This window comes from Cupriavidus sp. DB3, assembly GCF_020418465.1.
In the GTDB taxonomy this organism is placed as follows: domain Bacteria; phylum Pseudomonadota; class Gammaproteobacteria; order Burkholderiales; family Burkholderiaceae; genus Cupriavidus; species Cupriavidus cauae.
In genome coordinates, this window is record NZ_JAIZPL010000003.1 from 307,057 (window position 1) to 323,914 (window position 16,858).

Below are 16,858 nucleotides of genomic sequence, written 5' to 3' on the forward strand. Positions count from 1 at the left end.
CGTGGCTGTGGTCAGCGTGAGGCCGGCAGCGTGATGCCGGGGAAGGTCTTGATCACCGCGGAATCGTCCTCGCCACCATGGCCGGCGCTGGACGCGCTCATGAACATCTGGTGAGCGGTGGCCGACAGCGGCAGGGGAAACTTGCTGCGGCGCGCGGTATCGAGCACCAGGCCCAGGTCCTTGACGAAGATGTCGACCGCCGACAGTGGCGTGTAGTCGCCATTGAGGATATGCGGCACGCGGTTCTCGAACATCCACGAGTTGCCGGCGCTATGGGTTATCACGTCGTATAACGCGTCGGGATCGACGCCCTCGCGCAGGCCGAGGGCCATCGCCTCGGCGGCGGCCGCGATATGCACGCCGGCCAGCAACTGATTGATGATCTTGACCTTGGAGCCGGCACCGTACTGCTCGCCAAGGCGATAGACCTTGCCTGCCATGGCCTCCAGCACATCCTCGCAGGCGGCATAGGCGGCCGCCGGTCCCGACGTCATCATCGTCATCTCGCCCGACGCCGCGCGTGCCGCGCCGCCCGACACCGGCGCGTCGAGCATCAGCAGTCCCGCCGCTTCCAGGCGCGCGCCGAGTTGCGCGGCGAAGTCCGGGGCCACCGTGGCACTGGCGATCACGACGCTGCCGGGCTTCATGCGGGCAGCGGCGCCGTGCTCGCCGAGCAGTACCGCTTCGGTCTGCGCGGCATTGACCACCAGCGTCACCACCACGTCGCACTGCGCGCCCAATTCGGCCGGCGTGGCGCACGCGATGCCACCTTCGCCGGCGAACGCGCGCAGCACATCGCCCCGCACGTCGCAGGCGTGGACACGAAAGCCGGCGCGCAGCAGCGAGCGCGCAACGCCGAGGCCCATGGCACCGAGGCCGATGACTCCAATATGTCGTGACATGATCTGTTTCTGGTTGGCGCGTGCCGCCGCCGCGGCCGCTCAGCAGATGCCGGCTTGCGACAGCCGGCGCTCGGCGTTGTACAGGTGGGTGAGGGCGGCATTGCGCGCCGCCATGGGGTCGCGCGCACGGATCGCGTCGACGATGGCCGCATGTTCTTCGCGCACCTGGCGCGAGAAATCGTCGCGTGTCGCCTCGTTGCGGCGGGTCACTGCGACGCCGGCTTCGAGGTACTGGTTCAGGAAATTCAGTGTCTTGATGAAATAGGGGTTGCCGGTCACCGCGGCGATCTTGCGGTGGAAGGCCACATCCTCGGCCACGCCATCGCGCCCGGCGGCGACCGCCTCGTCGATGTTGGCCAGCGCCGCGTCGATGTCGGCGATATCCCGGTCCGTGCAGCGCCGCGCGGCCTCCGCCGCCACCTCCGCCTCGATGGCCCGGCGCACCGCCAGCAAATGCGGCATCGAGCTCGCCTCCACCGCCTCGGCGTAGTCGATCCGTAGCGGCCGGATCGCGCCATGCTCCTTGACGAACACGCCGCTGCCCTGGCGCGGCTCGACCACGCCTTCGTTCTTGAGCCGGGAGATCGCCTCGCGAATCACCGTGCGGCTGACGCCGAACTGCTGCGCCAGCACGGCCTCGGTGGGCAGCTTGCCGGCGGCCGCAAAGCTACCGATCTCGATCTGCTTGAGCAGTTGCTGAGCGACCGTATCGCTCATCGCGGGGGCGGAAACCTTGTCGAACATGCCGGTGGTCGGTGTGATGCCTTATCAGGTAATAAGGTCATCATACAAATTTGGACTGAGGGGGTTCCATTGGGGTCAACCCTTGGGAACGGGCTTAAGGAGTCGAACCCGCTGGGTGCCACGCGGTATCAAATGTCGTGATACCTCGTGATACCTCTCGATACCGGGCAGCAAAGGCGACCAGTAAGGTGCGCGAAAAACCCACGCCGATGCATGTCCCTAATGGGGATGCTGGCCAAGCAATGTAGACAAGAGGGAATGGATTCGTGATGGTGCCCGGGGTCGGACTCGAACCGACACGCCTTGCGGCGGGGGATTTTGAGTCCCCTGCGTCTACCTGTTTCACCACCCGGGCGGGTGCGCGATCGTGCCGGAGGGTTGCCGGAGAAACGGCGGAGGCACTGCGCTGAGCAGCGGATTATGCCGCAAATCGACTGGCCGGACAACCAAGGGGGGGCCGGCCACGGACTGGCCGGGCGCCGATTGGCCGGCCGCAGGCCTCAGCCCTGATCCTCCAGCACGCGCAGCAGCGACGAGGTGTCGTCCTTGCCCCAGCCGTTGCGCATCAGGGTTTGCAGCTGCGCCGCGGTGGCCTGCATCGCGGGCAGGGCGAGGCCCGCTTCGCGGGCGACGTCGGCGGCGAGGCCGAAGTCCTTGTCGTGCAGGCGCGCCTGGATGCCGGCGGCGAAATCGCGGGCGACCATCTTCGGCCCCATCATGTCCAGCATGCGGCTGCCGGCCATGCCGGTCGACATCGCCTGGAGCACGCGCTGCATGTCGACCTGCTGCGACTGCGCGAAGCGCATCGCCTCGGCGATCCCTTCGATATTGACCACCTGCGCGATCTGGTTGCACAGCTTGGCGACCTGGCCCGCGCCGTTGTCGCCGATATGCGTGATGGTCTTGCCGTAGCACGCGAGCAGCGGCCGAACGCGCTCGAGGAGCTCGGCCTTGCCGCCGACCATGATGGTCAGCGTGCCGGCCTCGGCGGCGACCGTGCCGCCCGACACCGGGCAGTCGAGCGCCTCGATGCCGCGCTCGGCGAGCGCCTGGGCGATCTCGCGCGTGACCACGGGCGAGATCGTGCTGTGGTCGATGCAGATCGTGCCCGGCGCGGCGCCTTCGATCGCGCCGCCTTCGCCGAGCAGCACCATGCGGACATCCTCCGACGAGGTCACGTTGGTGAATACGACCTCGGCGCCGCGCGCGGCCTCGGCGGGGCTGAAGAACGGTTCGGCGCCCAGTTCGCGCGCCGCGTCGGCGGCTTCCCGCCGGCGCACCGAGGCGCGTACCGTATGTCCGGCCGCGAGCAGATGGCGCACCATCTGCGAGCCCATCGCGCCCAGGCCGATAAAGGCGATCGTAGTCATGACGACAACTCCTTGCTCATCTTGTTGTTGCGCGGCACCGGGCGCCGGCCAAGAAAGGCCGCGCCCGGCAATGCCGGCCTTATTGTCCCGCGTAACTGAACTTGCCGTTGCGGATCACGCCCATCACGCGCGAGCGCTGATCGAAGCCCTGGTGGTCGCGCGGGCTCAGGTTCAGCACGCCGTTCGGCACGGTCAGATTGGCGGTGGTTTCCAGCGCGGTGCGCATGGCCTGGCGGAACTCGCGCGTGCCGGGCTGCGCGCCCGTCTTCAGCGCGCGCCGCGCGGCGTCATCGAGCAGTTGCCACGCGCCCCAGGCATCGCCGGCGAACTGCGTGATCGAGTCCGCGCCGTACTTGGCCTCGTAGCGGGTCACGAAGTCGAGCGCGACCTTCTTGACCGGATGGGTGTCGGGCAGCTGGCGCGCGACCACGACGGGGCCGGTCGGGAACAGCGTGCCCTCGACATCCTTGCCGCCCATGCGCAGGAACTCGCCGGTGGCGATGCCATGGGTCTGATAGACCTTGCCCTTGTAGCCGCGCTCGCCCAGCGTCTTCTGCGGCAGCACCGACGGCGTGCCGGCGCCGGCGATCAGGATCGCGTCGGGGTTGGCGGCCATCAGCTTGAGCACCTGGCCGGTGACCGAGGTGTCGTTGCGCGAGAAGCGTTCGCTGGCGACCACGCGGATCTTGCGGACCTCGGCGAGCTTGGAGAACTCGCGCCACCAGCTCTCGCCGTAGGCGTCGTTGAAGCCGATGAAGCCGACCGTGCGCACGCCGTGGTTGCTCATGTGCTCGGTCAGCACGGTCGCCATCTGCGAGTCGTTCTGCGGCATCTTGAAGGCCCAGCGCCGTTTGGGGTCGGTCTGCGGCTCGACGATCGCGGCCGAGGCGGCCAGCGCGACCATCGGGGTCTCGCCCTCCGACACCGCGTCGAGCGCCGCCAGCGCGGTCGGCGTGATGTTCGGTCCGACGATCACGTCGACCTTTTCCTCGGAGATCAGCTTGCGGACGTTGCGCACCGCGGCCGACGGGTCCGAGCCGTCGTCGAGCAGGATGTACTCGGCCTTCTGGCCGCCCAGCGTCGCCGGCCACATCAGGATGGTGTTCTTCGACGGAATGCCGATCGACGCGGCAGGACCCGTGGTCGAGACGTCGATGCCGACGCGGATGTCGGCGCGCGCGGTGCCGCTGAGCAGGGCACCGGCGGCGCCGACGGCGGCTAGCGCCAGCGTGACCGGGCGCAGCGAGCGTCGCAGGCGGGGCAGGGTGGATCGTGGCATGGGGTCTCCTCCTTCGGCTTGTTGGCTTCTGTCTGGCTCATCCAGCTTCGATGTGGCTTCCATATGGCTTCGATCCGGCTTCGATCCGGCTTCGATCCAGTCCTATAGGGCTTACATCCGGCTTCGATCGGACTTCCATCCCGTCGGGTCCGGCATCAGCCTGGCTGGCCGGCGGCCTTCGGCGCGAGCCGCCACAGCGAAGTCATCTCCGCGGCTCGGGCGGCGTGCAGCGGATCCTCGGCGTCGGCGGCGCGGGGATGGCGCGGCTTGATGTCGATGCGGCCCAGCACCTGCAGCCCGGCGGCCTCGATCATGCCGAGCAGCGCCTCGCGGCTGCGCAGGCCGAGATGCTCGGCGAGGTCCGACAGGATCAGCCAGCCTTCGCCGTCATCGGTGAGATGCGCGGCCAGGCCCGCCAGGAAGCCGCGCAGCATGCGGCTGTCGGGATCGTAGATGGCGTGCTCGATCGGCGCGTTGGCGCGCGCCGGCACCCACGGCGGATTGCAGACCACCAGCGGGGCGCGGCCGGACGGAAACAGGTCCGCCTGCACGATCTCCACCTGTCCGGTCAGCCCCAGCCGGGCGATATTGTCGGCGGCGCAGCCCAGCGCGCGCGGGTCCTGGTCGGTGGCGACGACGCGGGCCACGCCCCGTCGCGCCAGCATCGCGGCCAGCACGCCGGTGCCGGTGCCGATATCGAATGCCAGCGATTCGCGCGCCAGTGCCTTCGGCAACGGTGCCTGGCCGACGAGATCGACATACTCGCCGCGCACCGGCGAGAACACGCCATACCAGGGATGGATACGGTCGCCCAGCGCCGGCACCGGCACGCCCTTCTTGCGCCATTCGTGCGCGCCGATCAGGCCCAGCAGTTCGCGCATCGAGGCGACATAGGGCTGGTCGCCCGGCCCGTAGGCCTCGGTGCAGGCCTCGCGCACATCGGGCGCGCGGCGCAGCGGTACGGTGTGATCGGCCCCGAACGGCAGCAGCAGCATGCCCAAGGTGCGGGCGCGCTGCGCCTGCGCCTGCCGATGCAGATGGAAGGCCTCGGCCGGCGTGGCCGGCGCGGGCTTGGCCTTGGCCTGGCGCTGGGCCCGGCGGGGCTTGCGTTCGACCCGGCGCGCCATCGCCTGCAGCAGCTGGCGCGCGTTCTGGAAGTCGCCGCGCCACAGCAGGGCGGTGCCCTCGCAGGCGAGCCGGTAGGCGGTATCGGCGTCGGTGCGGTCGTCGGCGATCACCACCCGCCGCGGCGGCGGCATGCCGGCTTCGGAGCGCCAGCGGGCGCGGTGCGTCACGCCTTCCTCGGTCCACTCGATGGTGGGCTCGGCCGTGGCGCCGAGGGTGGTCTCAGGCGAGCCGTCCTGGCTGGGCCGCTGTTCAGGTTGGTGTCCGCTCACAGTTCGTAGGCCTCGTGGTCGCCCGACATCGCCTGCTCGACCAGCTTGCGGTTCAGCGTCGGCGAGAACAGTTCGATGAAGGTATAGACGAAGCTGCGCAGGTAGGCGCCCTGCTTGACGGCCAGATGCGTCACATTGGTGCCGAACAGGTGGCCGGCCGGGATGCCGCGCAGATTGCGGTCGCGCTCGGGGTCGAACGCCACGCCGGCGACGATGCCGATGCCCAGGCCGATCTCCACATAGGTCTTGATCACGTCGGCGTCGATCGCCTCCAGCACGATGTCCGGCTGCAGCTGCCGCAGTTCGAACGCCTTGTCGATCTTGGTCCGGCCGGCGAAGTTCGGGTCGTAGGTGACGATCGGATAACTGACCAGGTCCTCCAGCGACAGGTGCGGCTTGTCCAGCAGCGGGTGGTCCGGCGGCGTCACGATGGTGTGCTGCCACTGGTAACCGGGCAGCGACACCAGATTCTTGTCGCCGGAGATGCCTTCCGTGGCGATGCCCAGGTCCGCATGGTCGTGCAGCACCATGTCCGCGATCTGCGCCGGGTTGCCCTGCTGAATGGAGAGGCGCACCTTCGGGTACCGCTTGGTGAACTCGCCGATGACCCGGGGCAGCGCATAGCGGGCCTGCGTGTGCGTGGTGGCGATCGTGAAGTTGCCCTGGTCCTGGGCGGCGTAGTCCTTGCCGACCCGCTTCAGGCTCTCGACCTCCTGCAGGATCTTCTCGACCGAGGTCAGGATGCGGCGGCCCGGCTCGGTCAGGCTGCGGATACGCTTGCCGTGGCGAGTGAAGATATCGACACCCAGCTCTTCTTCGAGCTCGATGATCGCCTTGGAGACCCCGGGTTGTGACGTGTAGAGCGCTTTAGCGGCTTCGGTCAGGTTGAAGTTCTGACGGACGGCCTCGCGCACGAAGCGGAATTGGTGCAGGTTCATATATCGTCGTCCGTATAAACAAACAACTTCTTATTAGTTTGAGATATGAGGCGAGTTTATTACGATTTGCGAACTTTGTTAATGAACGGCTAGTCCCCGTGCGCCCGGCGTTACATCGCCGGCGCGGCCCGGCGGGGACCCACTTCGGTGCGCCCCCATGTCCCTGGCCTTTACCGTTTCCGGTCTGTTGGTAGGCGTCCTCGTCGGTCTGACCGGCGTGGGCGGGGGCTCGCTGATGACGCCGCTGCTGACGCTGCTGTTCGGCTTCTCGCCTGCCACCGCGGTCGGTACCGACCTGGCCTTCGCGGCGATCACCAAGGGCTTCGGCACGCTGGCGCACCGCGCCCACGGCCATATCCAGTGGCAGGTGGTCAGGCGCCTGTGCATCGGCAGCCTGCCGGCCGCGCTGGCCGCCATCCTCGTCCTCAAGAGCGCCGGCGAACTCGACGCCGGCTGGCTGCACGCCATCCGTCTGTCGATCGGCATCTCGGTGATCCTGACCGTGCTGTCGCTGCTGTTCCGCCGCCAGCTGCTCGCATGGCTGGCCCGCAATCCCCGTTTTCAACTGGAAGGCCGCGCCCAGGCGGTGGCCACGGTGATCGTCGGCGTGGTGATCGGCGTGCTGGTCACGGTGTCGTCGATCGGCGCCGGCGCGGTCGGCGCGACGCTGATCCTGCTGCTGTATCCGCGCATGAAGCCGGCCGAGGTGGCCGGCACCGATATCGCCTACGCGGTGCCGTTGACCGCGCTGGCCGGGCTGGGCCACGTGTGGCTCGGCACCGTCGACTGGAACCTGCTGCTGGCGCTGCTGGTGGGCTCGATCCCCGGCATCTGGCTGGGCGCGCAACTGTCGCGCGCGCTGCCGGAGCGGCTGGTGCGCGGCGCGCTGGCCACCACGCTGACGCTGGTGGCGATCAAGCTGGTTTCCTAGCGGCGGTGCTGCTGTCTCGCGCCCCGTACGAACGAACACCCACGAACACGAACGCATACTGAACGGACCCACACCATGTATCAGTACGATGAATACGACCAGCGCATCGTTGCCGAGCGCGTCGCGCAGTTCCGTGACCAGGTGCGTCGCCGCCTGTCGGGCGAGCTGACCGAGGAAGAATTCCTGCCGCTGCGCCTGCAGAACGGCCTCTACATGCAGCGCCACGCTTACATGCTGCGCGTGGCGATTCCCTATGGCCTGCTGGCGTCGAAGCAGCTGCGCATGCTGGCGCATCTGGCGCGCCACTACGACCGCGGCTACGGCCACTTCTCGACGCGCCAGAACATCCAGTACAACTGGATGGAGCTCGAGCGCGTGCCCGATGCGCTGGCCGACCTGGCCTCGGTCGAGATGCACGCGATCCAGACCTCGGGCAACTGCGTGCGCAACATCACCACCGACCACTTCGCCGGCGTCGCGCCGGACGAGGCGGTGGACCCGCGTCCGCTGGCCGAGCTGCTGCGCCAGTGGAGCACGTTCCAGCCCGAATTCGCCTTCCTGCCGCGCAAGTTCAAGATCGCGATCTCGGCCTCGAAGGACGACCGCGCCGTGGTGCAGATGCACGACATCGGCGTCTACGCCTACCGCAACGCGGCCGGCGAGCTGCGCCTGAACATCCTGGCCGGTGGCGGCCTGGGCCGCACGCCGATCCTGGGCACGATCATCAAGCACGATCTGCCGTGGCAGCACATGCTGACCTATATCGAGTCGGCGATCCGCGTCTACAACCGCTATGGCCGCCGCGACAACAAGTACAAGGCCCGCATCAAGATCCTGGTCAAGTCGCTGGGCGCGGAGAAGTTCGCCGAGGAAGTCGAGGCCGAATGGCAGCACAGCAAGGATGGTCCCGGCACGCTGACGCAGGCCGAGTTCGACCGCGTCGCGCGGCATTTCGCGCCGCCGGCCTATGAGAAGCTGGCCGACACCGACACCAGCTTCGAGAAGCATCTGCTGGAAGACAAGGCCTTCGCCCGCTGGGTCCGCCGCAGCGTGCACGGCCACAAGGTGCCGGGCTATGCCGCGGTGACGCTGTCGACCAAGCCCGGCGTGGCTGCGCCTCCCGGCGACGTGACCGCCGAGCAGATGGAGCTGGTGGCCGACTGGGCCGACCGCTTCGGCTACGGCGAGCTGCGGGTCGCGCACGAGCAGAACCTGGTGCTGCCGGACGTGCGCAAGCGCGACCTGTACGACCTGTGGCAGCTGGCCAAGGCCAACGGCCTGGCCACGCCGAACATCGGCCTGCTGACCGACATCATCTCGTGCCCCGGCGGCGACTTTTGCTCGCTGGCCAATGCCAAGTCGATCCCGATCGCGCAGGCGATCCAGCAGCGCTTCGACGATCTGGACTTCGTGCACGACCTCGGCGAGGTCTCGCTGAACATCTCGGGCTGCATCAACGCCTGCGGCCATCACCACGTCGGCAACATCGGCGTGCTCGGCGTCGACAAGGACGGCGAGGAGTGGTACCAGGTCACGCTCGGCGGCGCGCAGGGCAACCAGACCGCGCTGGGCAAGGTGATCGGCCCCTCGTTCAAGGCCGAGGAAATGCCGGACGTGGTCAGCCGCATCATCGAGACCTTCGTCGCGCACCGCATCGAGGACGAACGCTTCATCGACACTTTCGCCCGCATCGGCGTCGCGCCCTTCAAGGAGCGCGTCTACGCGGACAAGCAGCGCGAACGCGCCGAAGCCTGAGATTGACGGCATCGACGACAGCAAACGCATCGAGAACGAATATGGCAAAGATCATCCAACTGCAACGCGCCGACGGCGGCCAGGCCGCCGTGCCGGCGATCGTCGATGACGCGTGGACCGTGCTGCGCGGCGCCGAGGGCCAGGCCCCGACCGACGAGCAGATCGCCGCGGCGGCATCGAGCCAGGACGCGGTGCTGTTCCCGCTGCCGGTCTGGCTGGCGCACAAGGACGGCCTGCTGGCCAGCCGCGACGCGGCCCGCACCGGCATCTGGCTGGCACCGGACGACGAGCCGGGCGACGTTGCCGGCGAGCTGGCGCGCGTGTCGCTGCTCGCGGTCGACTTCCCGGTGTTCCGCGATGGCCGCGGCTTTTCCACCGCCTATCTGCTGCGCACCCGCTATGGCTGGAAGGGCCAGCTGCGCGCGATCGGCGACGTGCTGCGCGACCAGTTGAACTTCATGAAGCGCTGCGGCTTCGACGCCTTTGCCGTGCGCGCCGACAAGAACATCGAGGACGCGCTCAAGGGCTTCAGCGAATTCACCGTGACCTACCAGGCCTCGGTGGACGAGCCGCTGCCCCTGTTCCGCCGGGCGCGCGCCGAACAGCGGGAATCGGCATGAGCGTGATTCCGATCGTCGAACTGCCGGCGACCGCCTCGGAGATTCCGGCCGCCTCGCCGCTGCGCCCCGCGCTGTGGACGGCGCCGGAATACACCGGCAGCACCGCCGCGCTCGAGGCCAAGGAGGCCACGCTGGCCGAGCGGCTCGAAGCGATCGCGAGCCGCTTCTACCGCGCGCGCTTTGCGTCGAGCCTGGCCGCCGAGGACATGGTGATCACCGACGCGATCCTGCGCGGCTCGGCCGCGCTGCGCGCCGGCATCCGCGTGTTCACGCTGGCGACCGGCCGCCTGCACGCCGAGACGCTGGCGATGCTCGACGAGGTCAAGGCGCACTACGGCTACGAGATCGAGCGCTTCACGCCTGATGCCGAAGCGGTCGAGAACTATGTGCGCAAGCACGGCCTGAACGCTTTCTACGACAGCGTCGAGCTGCGCAAGGAATGCTGCGGCATCCGCAAGGTCGAGCCGCTGAACCGCGCGCTGTCGCACGCCGATGCCTGGCTGACCGGCCAGCGCCGCGAGCAGGCGGTCACGCGTGCCGACCTGCCGTTCGAGGAAATCGACGAGGCGCGCGGCATTCCGAAGTTCAATCCGCTCGCGGACTGGACCGAGGCCGAAGTGTGGGCTTATCTGAAGCGCCATGCGGTGCCGATCAACGCGCTGCACGCCAAGGGATATCCCAGCATCGGCTGCGAACCGTGTACGCGCGCCGTGCGCGCCGGCGAGGATGTGCGCGCCGGCCGCTGGTGGTGGGAAAGCCGCGACTCGAAAGAGTGCGGCCTGCACGAACAGAACATCAAGCATTGAGGCCACAGATGGGCATCATGAACGAACTCCAGGCCGGCGCCGCGGCCACGCGCGACGGCAATCCCGACATCGCGCACCTGATCGAGGTGCAGAACGACCACCTGGACCGGCTCGAGGCCGAGTCGATCTACATCATCCGCGAGGTCGCCGCCGAGTGCCGCAACCCGGCGCTGCTGTTCTCCGGCGGCAAGGACTCGATCGTGATGCTGCATCTGGCGCTGAAGGCGTTCCGGCTCGGCAACCGCAAGATCGAGCTGCCGTTTCCGCTGGTACATATCGACACGGGCCACAACTATCCCGAGGTGATCGCCTTCCGCGACCAGCGCGTGGCCGAGATCGGCGCGCGGCTGGTGGTCGGCCATGTCGAGGATTCGATCAAGCGCGGCACCGTGCGGCTGCGCAAGGAAACCGATTCGCGCAACGCGGCCCAGGCCGTCACGCTGCTGGAGACGATCGAGCAGCACCAGTTCGACGCGCTGATGGGCGGTGCCCGCCGCGACGAGGAAAAGGCGCGCGCCAAGGAACGCATCTTCTCGTTCCGCGACGAGTTCGGCCAATGGGATCCGAAGGCGCAGCGGCCCGAGCTGTGGAGCCTGTACAACGCCCGCATGGCGCCGGGCGAGCAGATGCGCGTGTTCCCGATCTCGAACTGGACCGAGCTGGACGTGTGGCAGTACATCGCGCGCGAGAACCTGGCGCTGCCGCCGATCTACTACGCGCACCAGCGCGAGGTTGTCCGCCGCAACGGCCTGCTGGTGCCGGTGACGCCGCTGACGCCGAAGCAGGACGGCGATGTCAGCGAGGTGCTGTCGGTGCGCTTCCGCACGGTCGGCGACATCAGCTGCACCTGCCCGGTGGCCAGCACCGCGGCGACCCCGGTCGAGATCATCGCCGAGACCGCCGTCACCGAGATCACCGAGCGCGGCGCCACGCGCATGGACGACCAGACCAGCGAAGCGTCGATGGAACGCCGCAAGAAGGAAGGCTACTTCTGAGCCGGACCGATCCAGCGACATTGACGCACGCCGCGACGCAGCTAACGACGCAAGTAACGACGCACGCCGCGACGCAAGCAGCGACGCCCCGAGACAGGATTGCATCATGACCACCCAAGCCGCCCACCAGGGCCTTCTGCGTTTCATCACCGCCGGTTCGGTCGACGACGGCAAGAGCACGCTGATCGGCCGCCTGCTGTATGACAGCAAGGCGGTGCTGTCGGACCAGCTGACCGCGCTGGCGAACGCCAAGAACAAGCGCACCGCCGGCGAGCAGATCGACTTCTCGCTGCTGACCGACGGCCTCGAGGCCGAGCGCGAGCAGGGCATCACGATCGACGTGGCCTACCGCTATTTCTCGACCGCGCGCCGCAAGTTCATCATCGCGGATACGCCGGGCCATGAGCAGTACACCCGCAACATGGTCACCGGCGCCTCGACCGCGCACGCCGCGATCGTGCTGATCGACGCCACCCGCGTGACCGTCGCCGACGGCCGCGCGCAACTGCTGGCGCAGACCAAGCGCCATACCGCGATCGTCAAGCTGCTCGAGCTGCAGCACGTGATCGTCGCGGTCAACAAGATGGACCTGGTCGACTACAGCGAACAGCGCTTCAACGAGATCCGTGCCGCCTATGCGGAGCTGGCCAGCCAGCTGGGCCTGAAGGACGTGCGCTACGTGCCGGTGTCCGCGCTGCGTGGCGACAACATCGTGCATGCCAGCGAGGCGATGCCCTGGTATCAGGGCGAGCCGCTGCTGCCGCTGCTCGAGGCGCTGCCGGTCGAGGAAGTCGCGCCGCAGGGCGAAGCCGCGCTGCGCTTCCCGGTGCAGCTGGTGATCCGCCAGGACGGTGCGCAGTCCGACGATTTCCGCGGCTATGCCGGCCGCGTCGAGGCGGGCACGGTCCGTGTCGGCCAGACCGTGCGCGTGCTGCCGGCCAACCGCGAGGCGGTGGTCGCCGAGGTGCTGACGCCGAACGGCGCGGCCGAGGAGGCGAGCGCCGGCGAGACCATCACCATCCGGCTGGCGGAAGACGTCGATGTATCGCGCGGTGACATGTTCGTGGCCGCCGCCGCGGAAACCGAGCAGGCGCTGCCGGCGAAGAAGCTGCAGGCCGACCTGTGCTGGTTCGACGATGCGGCGCTGAACACCGCGCGCAAATACGTGCTCAAGCACACCACCGCCAGCGTGTTCGCGCGCGTGTCGTCGGTGGACCGCGTGCTCGACGTGCATACGCTGTCGCACGAGACCGGCCGTCACGACATTCGGCTGAACGATATCGGCTCGGTGCAGATCACGCTGCAGAAGCCGGTGGTGTGCGACGTCTACAGCGACAACCCGGCCACCGGCGCGTTCGTGCTGATCGACGAGGCCACCAATCACACGGTCGCCGCGGGCATGATCCGTGCATATTCCTGACATCGAAGCGAGATCGAAGTCGATCCAGGAATCACGAGGAGCAGCAACATGGGCAAGGTCTACCTGATTGGCGCCGGTCCCGGCGCGGCGGACCTCATTACGGTGCGTGGTGCACGACTATTGGGCGAAGCCGAAGTGGTGCTGCACGATGCGCTGGTGTCGCCCGAGATGCTGGCCTGGTGTCCCCAGGCCCGGCTGGTCGAGGTCGGCAAGCGCTGCGGCAAGCGCTCGACCGCGCAGCTCTTCATCAACCGGCAGATCGTCGACCTGGCGCACAAGTACGAACGCGTGGTGCGTCTGAAAGGCGGCGATCCAATGCTGTTCGGCCGCGCCGACGAGGAATTGCAGGCGCTGGAAGAGGCGGGCATCGCCTACGAGATCGTGCCGGGCATCACGGCCGCGCTGGCCGCCGCCTCGGCGATCGCGCGTCCGCTGACCAAGCGGGGCGTGTCGCGCAGCGTGGCGTTTGCCACCCAAGCGAAGGCGCCCGACACCATCGACGTGGAGGCCGACGTCAAGGCCGATACGCTGGTCTACTACATGGGCCGCGACCAAGCGGCTTCGATCGCCGCGCAGCTGATCGCGCACGGCAAGCCGGCATCGACGCCGGCCTGGGTGGTCGAGGCCGCCTCGACCCCGCATCAACGCAGCCGACAGTTCACGCTGCGGCAGATGGCGGCGGGCGAAGCCGCGGCATGGATTGACCCGCAACATCCGAGCCTGCTGATGATCGGCGAGGCGCTGGGTGCGCGCGTCAGCGGTGCGGTCGACGATGAGCAGCGGGACAGCCAGCCCCAATCGAAAGCGGCCTGACGCAAGGCTCGTGAGCCGGTAGCCGCCGCAATGGTTTTCTTCCCTGTCCCGCTCGCGGGAGAGGGGAGCAAACCTTCCTGACTCCGATCACAGCGGACAGCGTCGGGACTACCGTCCCTCCCTCGTAATCTCCACCGTCTCCCGATAGACGATCCGGGCCATCTGGCCCGGCCGCAGGCCGGCCACGTCGATCGAGATGTCGTCCGCCCGCGCGGCGTGCTCCGCGTTGCGCGGGCCGCGGAAGGTTACCGTGCGTCCGATCGGATCGACCGCGACGATTTCGGCCGTGGCCGTGGTGGTGATCTCGCGCACCACGCCGGGCCGGCCGTCGTCGAGACGGCGCGACAGCCGGTCCACCGACTCCGCGGTCGCGACATTGCGGCTCGCCAGCGGCTCCAGCTTCGTGATCCGTGCCGGGCCGCGCGTCACCGTCAGGCGGTCGCCGGCGTTGACCGTACCGAAATGGCGAGCCTCGTCGCCGGTCATCAATTCGGTCAGCTGACCCTGCGGTCCGCGCACCAGTACCGCATTCGAGGCGTCGATGCGGACGACCTCTGCCGCGGTGGTGGCCGGCGCGGTTTGTGCGCTCGCGCTGCCGATGGCGCCGGCCGCCAACACGCCCATCAACACGCCCATCAACGCGCCCGTCAACGTGACCGTCTTCGTGCAGGCCAGCGCCAGTGCGCGCGCCCCGCGTCGTATCGTGCTGTCTCGATCGTTTCGCATCGGCGCCTCCACGGTGGTTTATCGGATCATGCCTCGTCCGGCAGGATGCTGCCCTGCGCGCCGCCCGGCGCCGCCAGCCCGAAGTGCCGGTAGGCCGCGGGCGTCGCCACGCGTCCGCGCGGCGTGCGTTGCAGATAGCCCTGCTGGATCAGATAGGGTTCGAGCACGTCCTCGATGGTGTCGCGCTCCTCGCCGATCGCCGCGGCCAGGTTGTCGACGCCGACCGGGCCGCCGCTGAACTTGTGCAGGATCGCCTCGAGCAGCTTGCGGTCCATCAGGTCGAAGCCGACACGATCGACATCGAGCATCGCGAGCGCGGCATCGGCCATCTCGCGCGTAATGGTGCCGTCGCCCTTGACCTCGGCATAGTCGCGCACGCGCCGCAGCAGGCGGTTGGCGATACGCGGCGTGCCGCGCGAGCGGCGCGCGATCTCGAGCGCGCCCGTCGGATCGATGCGCGCGTGCAGCAGCTGCGCCGAACGCGTGACGATGCGGGCCAGCTCGTCGGCGGTATAGAACTCCAGGCGGGCGACGATGCCGAAGCGGTCGCGCAGGGGATTGGTCAACATGCCGGCGCGCGTGGTGGCGCCGACCAGCGTGAACGGCTGCAGATCCAGCTTGACCGAGCGCGCGGCCGGGCCCTCGCCGATCATGATGTCGATCTGGTAGTCCTCGAGCGCGGGGTACAGGATCTCCTCGACGACCGGCGACAGCCGGTGGATCTCGTCGATGAACAGCACGTCGTTGGCTTCGAGGTTGGTCAGCAGCGCGGCAAGGTCGCCGGGCCGCTCGAGCACCGGCCCGGAAGTCTGGCGCAGGTTGACGCCCATCTCGCGCGCGATGATGTGGGCCAGCGTGGTCTTGCCCAGGCCCGGCGGGCCGAACAGCAGCACGTGGTCGAGCGCCTCGCGGCGATTGCGCGCCGCGTGCATGAAGATGTCGAGCTGGTCGCGCACCTTCTGCTGGCCGACATAGTCGTCGAGCAGCTTGGGCCGCAGCGCGCGCTCGAAGGCCTCCTCGCTGCTGGAGGCGGGCGTGGCGGCGATCAGGCGGTCGCCGCTGTCGGCAGGGCGGCTCGGGGCGAACTTGTCGGTCTGGATCATGGGGCGGAGGCGGGAAAACTGGCTCGATTGTAGCCCACGGCATCATCGGCGCCGGCCGCCGTCTCAGCGGGCACAGGTCACGCGGGGGCTCGCGCGCCGGCCAGCACACCGGCCCGCACACGGGCTCGCACACCGGCTCGCACACCGGCTCGCACACCGGCTCGCACACCGGCTCGCACACCGGCTCGCACACCGGCTCGCACACCGGCTCGCGCACGGGCTCGCACACGGGCTCGCACACGGGCTCGCACACGGGCTCGCACACCGGCTCGCAAACCGCCTGCACACCGGCTCGCATGCCGGCTCGCCCACTGCTGCACACCGGCCCGCGCCGCCGCGCGGCCTCAGCCTTTCGACAGGGCCTTCAGCGCGAGCTTGATCCCTTCGGAGACGCCGGTGCCGGCCGGCACCTGCTTGGTCGCCGCGGCGGCCTCCTTGTCGGAATAGCCCAGCGCCAGCAGCGCGTTCAGGATATCGGCGGCGCTGTCTTGCGCGGCCGCCGCGCCGCCGACGTGGCCGAGCTCCGCGCCGAGCTTGCCTTTGAGCTCCAGCAGCAGCCGTTCGGCGGTCTTCTTGCCGATGCCGGGAATGCGCGTCAGCCGGCCGGCCTCCTGCAGCGTGATGGCCTGCGCCAGTTCCGCGACCGACATGCCCGACAGCACCGCCAGCGCCATGCGCGCGCCGATGCCGCTGATCTTGATCAGCTCGCGGAAGGTATTGCGTTCCTCGGCGCTGCCGAAGCCGTACAGCAGATGCGCATCCTCGCGGACGATCAGCTGCGTCAGCAGCGTGACGGGCTGGCCGACCGCGGGCAGGTTGTAGAAGGTGCTCATCGGCACGTCGACCTCATAGCCGACGCCGTGGCAGTCGACCAGCAGATGCGGGGGATTCTTCTCGATGAGGGTGCCGGCGATGCGTCCGATCATGGTGGCTTGCGGGGGATGGGCTGCCGGCGCGTTGTTGCGCACGCCGGCATGGGTCGGTCTGAAAGGGCGCCAGTGTAGCGCAGCGAGGCAGAGCGTCCGCCGCGCGACCACGGGGCTCCATGGCGGTCCATGG

Annotated in this window: 15 protein-coding genes, 1 tRNA gene and 1 pseudogene; 7 read left to right on the forward strand and 10 right to left on the reverse strand. The window is 68.6% G+C overall.

Going from position 1 to position 16,858, the window contains the following annotated elements; all coding sequences use genetic code 11:
* Positions 1–11: 11 nt before the first annotated feature.
* The 7 genes and pseudogenes from ltnD to K7G19_RS11055 form a co-directional block, all read right to left on the reverse strand.
* Positions 12–908: pseudogene (ltnD, locus tag K7G19_RS11025) on the reverse strand (L-threonate dehydrogenase); the annotation flags it as partial.
* Between the two features lie 33 nt (positions 909–941).
* Positions 942–1,646, reverse strand: coding sequence for a FadR/GntR family transcriptional regulator (locus K7G19_RS11030; RefSeq protein ID WP_226107266.1), 705 nt, complete (start codon positions 1,644–1,646; stop codon positions 942–944).
* Positions 1,647–1,916: 270 nt separating this feature from the next.
* Positions 1,917–2,001: transfer RNA gene (locus tag K7G19_RS11035), tRNA-Leu, on the reverse strand.
* A 145-nt stretch (positions 2,002–2,146) separates the two neighbouring features.
* Positions 2,147–3,016, reverse strand: a complete 870-nt coding sequence (locus K7G19_RS11040) for an NAD(P)-dependent oxidoreductase (protein WP_226107268.1) — start codon at positions 3,014–3,016, stop codon at positions 2,147–2,149.
* A gap of 79 nt (positions 3,017–3,095) precedes the next feature.
* Positions 3,096–4,295, reverse strand: a complete 1,200-nt coding sequence (locus K7G19_RS11045) for an ABC transporter substrate-binding protein (protein WP_149316762.1) — start codon at positions 4,293–4,295, stop codon at positions 3,096–3,098.
* 155 nt (positions 4,296–4,450) lie between these two features.
* Positions 4,451–5,611, reverse strand: a complete 1,161-nt coding sequence (locus tag K7G19_RS11050; protein WP_226107666.1) for a class I SAM-dependent methyltransferase — start codon at positions 5,609–5,611, stop codon at positions 4,451–4,453.
* 77 nt (positions 5,612–5,688) lie between these two features.
* On the reverse strand, positions 5,689–6,630 hold the full coding sequence (locus K7G19_RS11055; protein WP_150083333.1) for a CysB family HTH-type transcriptional regulator: 942 nt from the start codon (positions 6,628–6,630) through the stop codon (positions 5,689–5,691).
* 157 nt (positions 6,631–6,787) lie between these two features.
* On the opposite strand from K7G19_RS11055, the gene K7G19_RS11060 reads away from it, so the two are divergent.
* From K7G19_RS11060 to cobA, 7 genes are all read left to right on the forward strand, one after another.
* The gene (locus K7G19_RS11060) at positions 6,788–7,561 is read left to right on the forward strand and encodes a sulfite exporter TauE/SafE family protein (RefSeq protein ID WP_226107270.1); all 774 of its coding nucleotides are present in this window, start codon (positions 6,788–6,790) and stop codon (positions 7,559–7,561) included.
* 75 nt (positions 7,562–7,636) lie between these two features.
* Entirely contained in the window at positions 7,637–9,316 is a 1,680-nt protein-coding gene (locus tag K7G19_RS11065; RefSeq protein WP_226107272.1) for a nitrite/sulfite reductase, read from the forward strand.
* Positions 9,317–9,357: 41 nt separating this feature from the next.
* Complete coding sequence (locus K7G19_RS11070) at positions 9,358–9,936, forward strand: DUF934 domain-containing protein (RefSeq protein WP_149316766.1); 579 nt, start codon at positions 9,358–9,360, stop codon at positions 9,934–9,936.
* Positions 9,933–10,742, forward strand: coding sequence for a phosphoadenylyl-sulfate reductase (locus K7G19_RS11075; RefSeq protein ID WP_226107274.1), 810 nt, complete (start codon positions 9,933–9,935; stop codon positions 10,740–10,742). Before K7G19_RS11070 ends, K7G19_RS11075 begins: the two co-directional genes overlap by 4 nt.
* Before the next feature lie 8 nt (positions 10,743–10,750).
* Positions 10,751–11,737: a sulfate adenylyltransferase subunit CysD gene (gene cysD / locus K7G19_RS11080; RefSeq protein ID WP_149316768.1), complete on the forward strand. Its 987-nt coding sequence runs from the start codon at positions 10,751–10,753 to the stop codon at positions 11,735–11,737.
* Between the two features lie 106 nt (positions 11,738–11,843).
* Positions 11,844–13,157 carry a sulfate adenylyltransferase subunit 1 gene (locus tag K7G19_RS11085; protein WP_226107276.1) on the forward strand — a complete coding sequence of 438 codons (1,314 nt, stop codon included), beginning with the start codon at positions 11,844–11,846 and terminating at the stop codon, positions 13,155–13,157.
* A gap of 48 nt (positions 13,158–13,205) precedes the next feature.
* Positions 13,206–13,970: a uroporphyrinogen-III C-methyltransferase gene (gene cobA, locus K7G19_RS11090; protein WP_226107278.1), complete on the forward strand. Its 765-nt coding sequence runs from the start codon at positions 13,206–13,208 to the stop codon at positions 13,968–13,970.
* Positions 13,971–14,078: 108 nt separating this feature from the next.
* On the opposite strand, the gene K7G19_RS11095 is transcribed toward cobA, so the two are convergent.
* From K7G19_RS11095 to ruvA, 3 genes are all read right to left on the reverse strand, one after another.
* Positions 14,079–14,708, reverse strand: coding sequence for a hypothetical protein (locus K7G19_RS11095; RefSeq protein WP_226107280.1), 630 nt, complete (start codon positions 14,706–14,708; stop codon positions 14,079–14,081).
* A 14-nt stretch (positions 14,709–14,722) separates the two neighbouring features.
* Positions 14,723–15,799 (reverse strand): Holliday junction branch migration DNA helicase RuvB, encoded by a 1,077-nt coding sequence (gene ruvB, locus K7G19_RS11100; RefSeq protein ID WP_149316772.1) that lies wholly within the window; start codon positions 15,797–15,799, stop codon positions 14,723–14,725.
* A 344-nt stretch (positions 15,800–16,143) separates the two neighbouring features.
* A complete protein-coding gene (gene ruvA, locus K7G19_RS11105; protein WP_226107282.1) occupies positions 16,144–16,725 on the reverse strand; it encodes a Holliday junction branch migration protein RuvA in 582 nt (193 codons plus the stop codon).
* Positions 16,726–16,858: the final 133 nt, after the last annotated feature.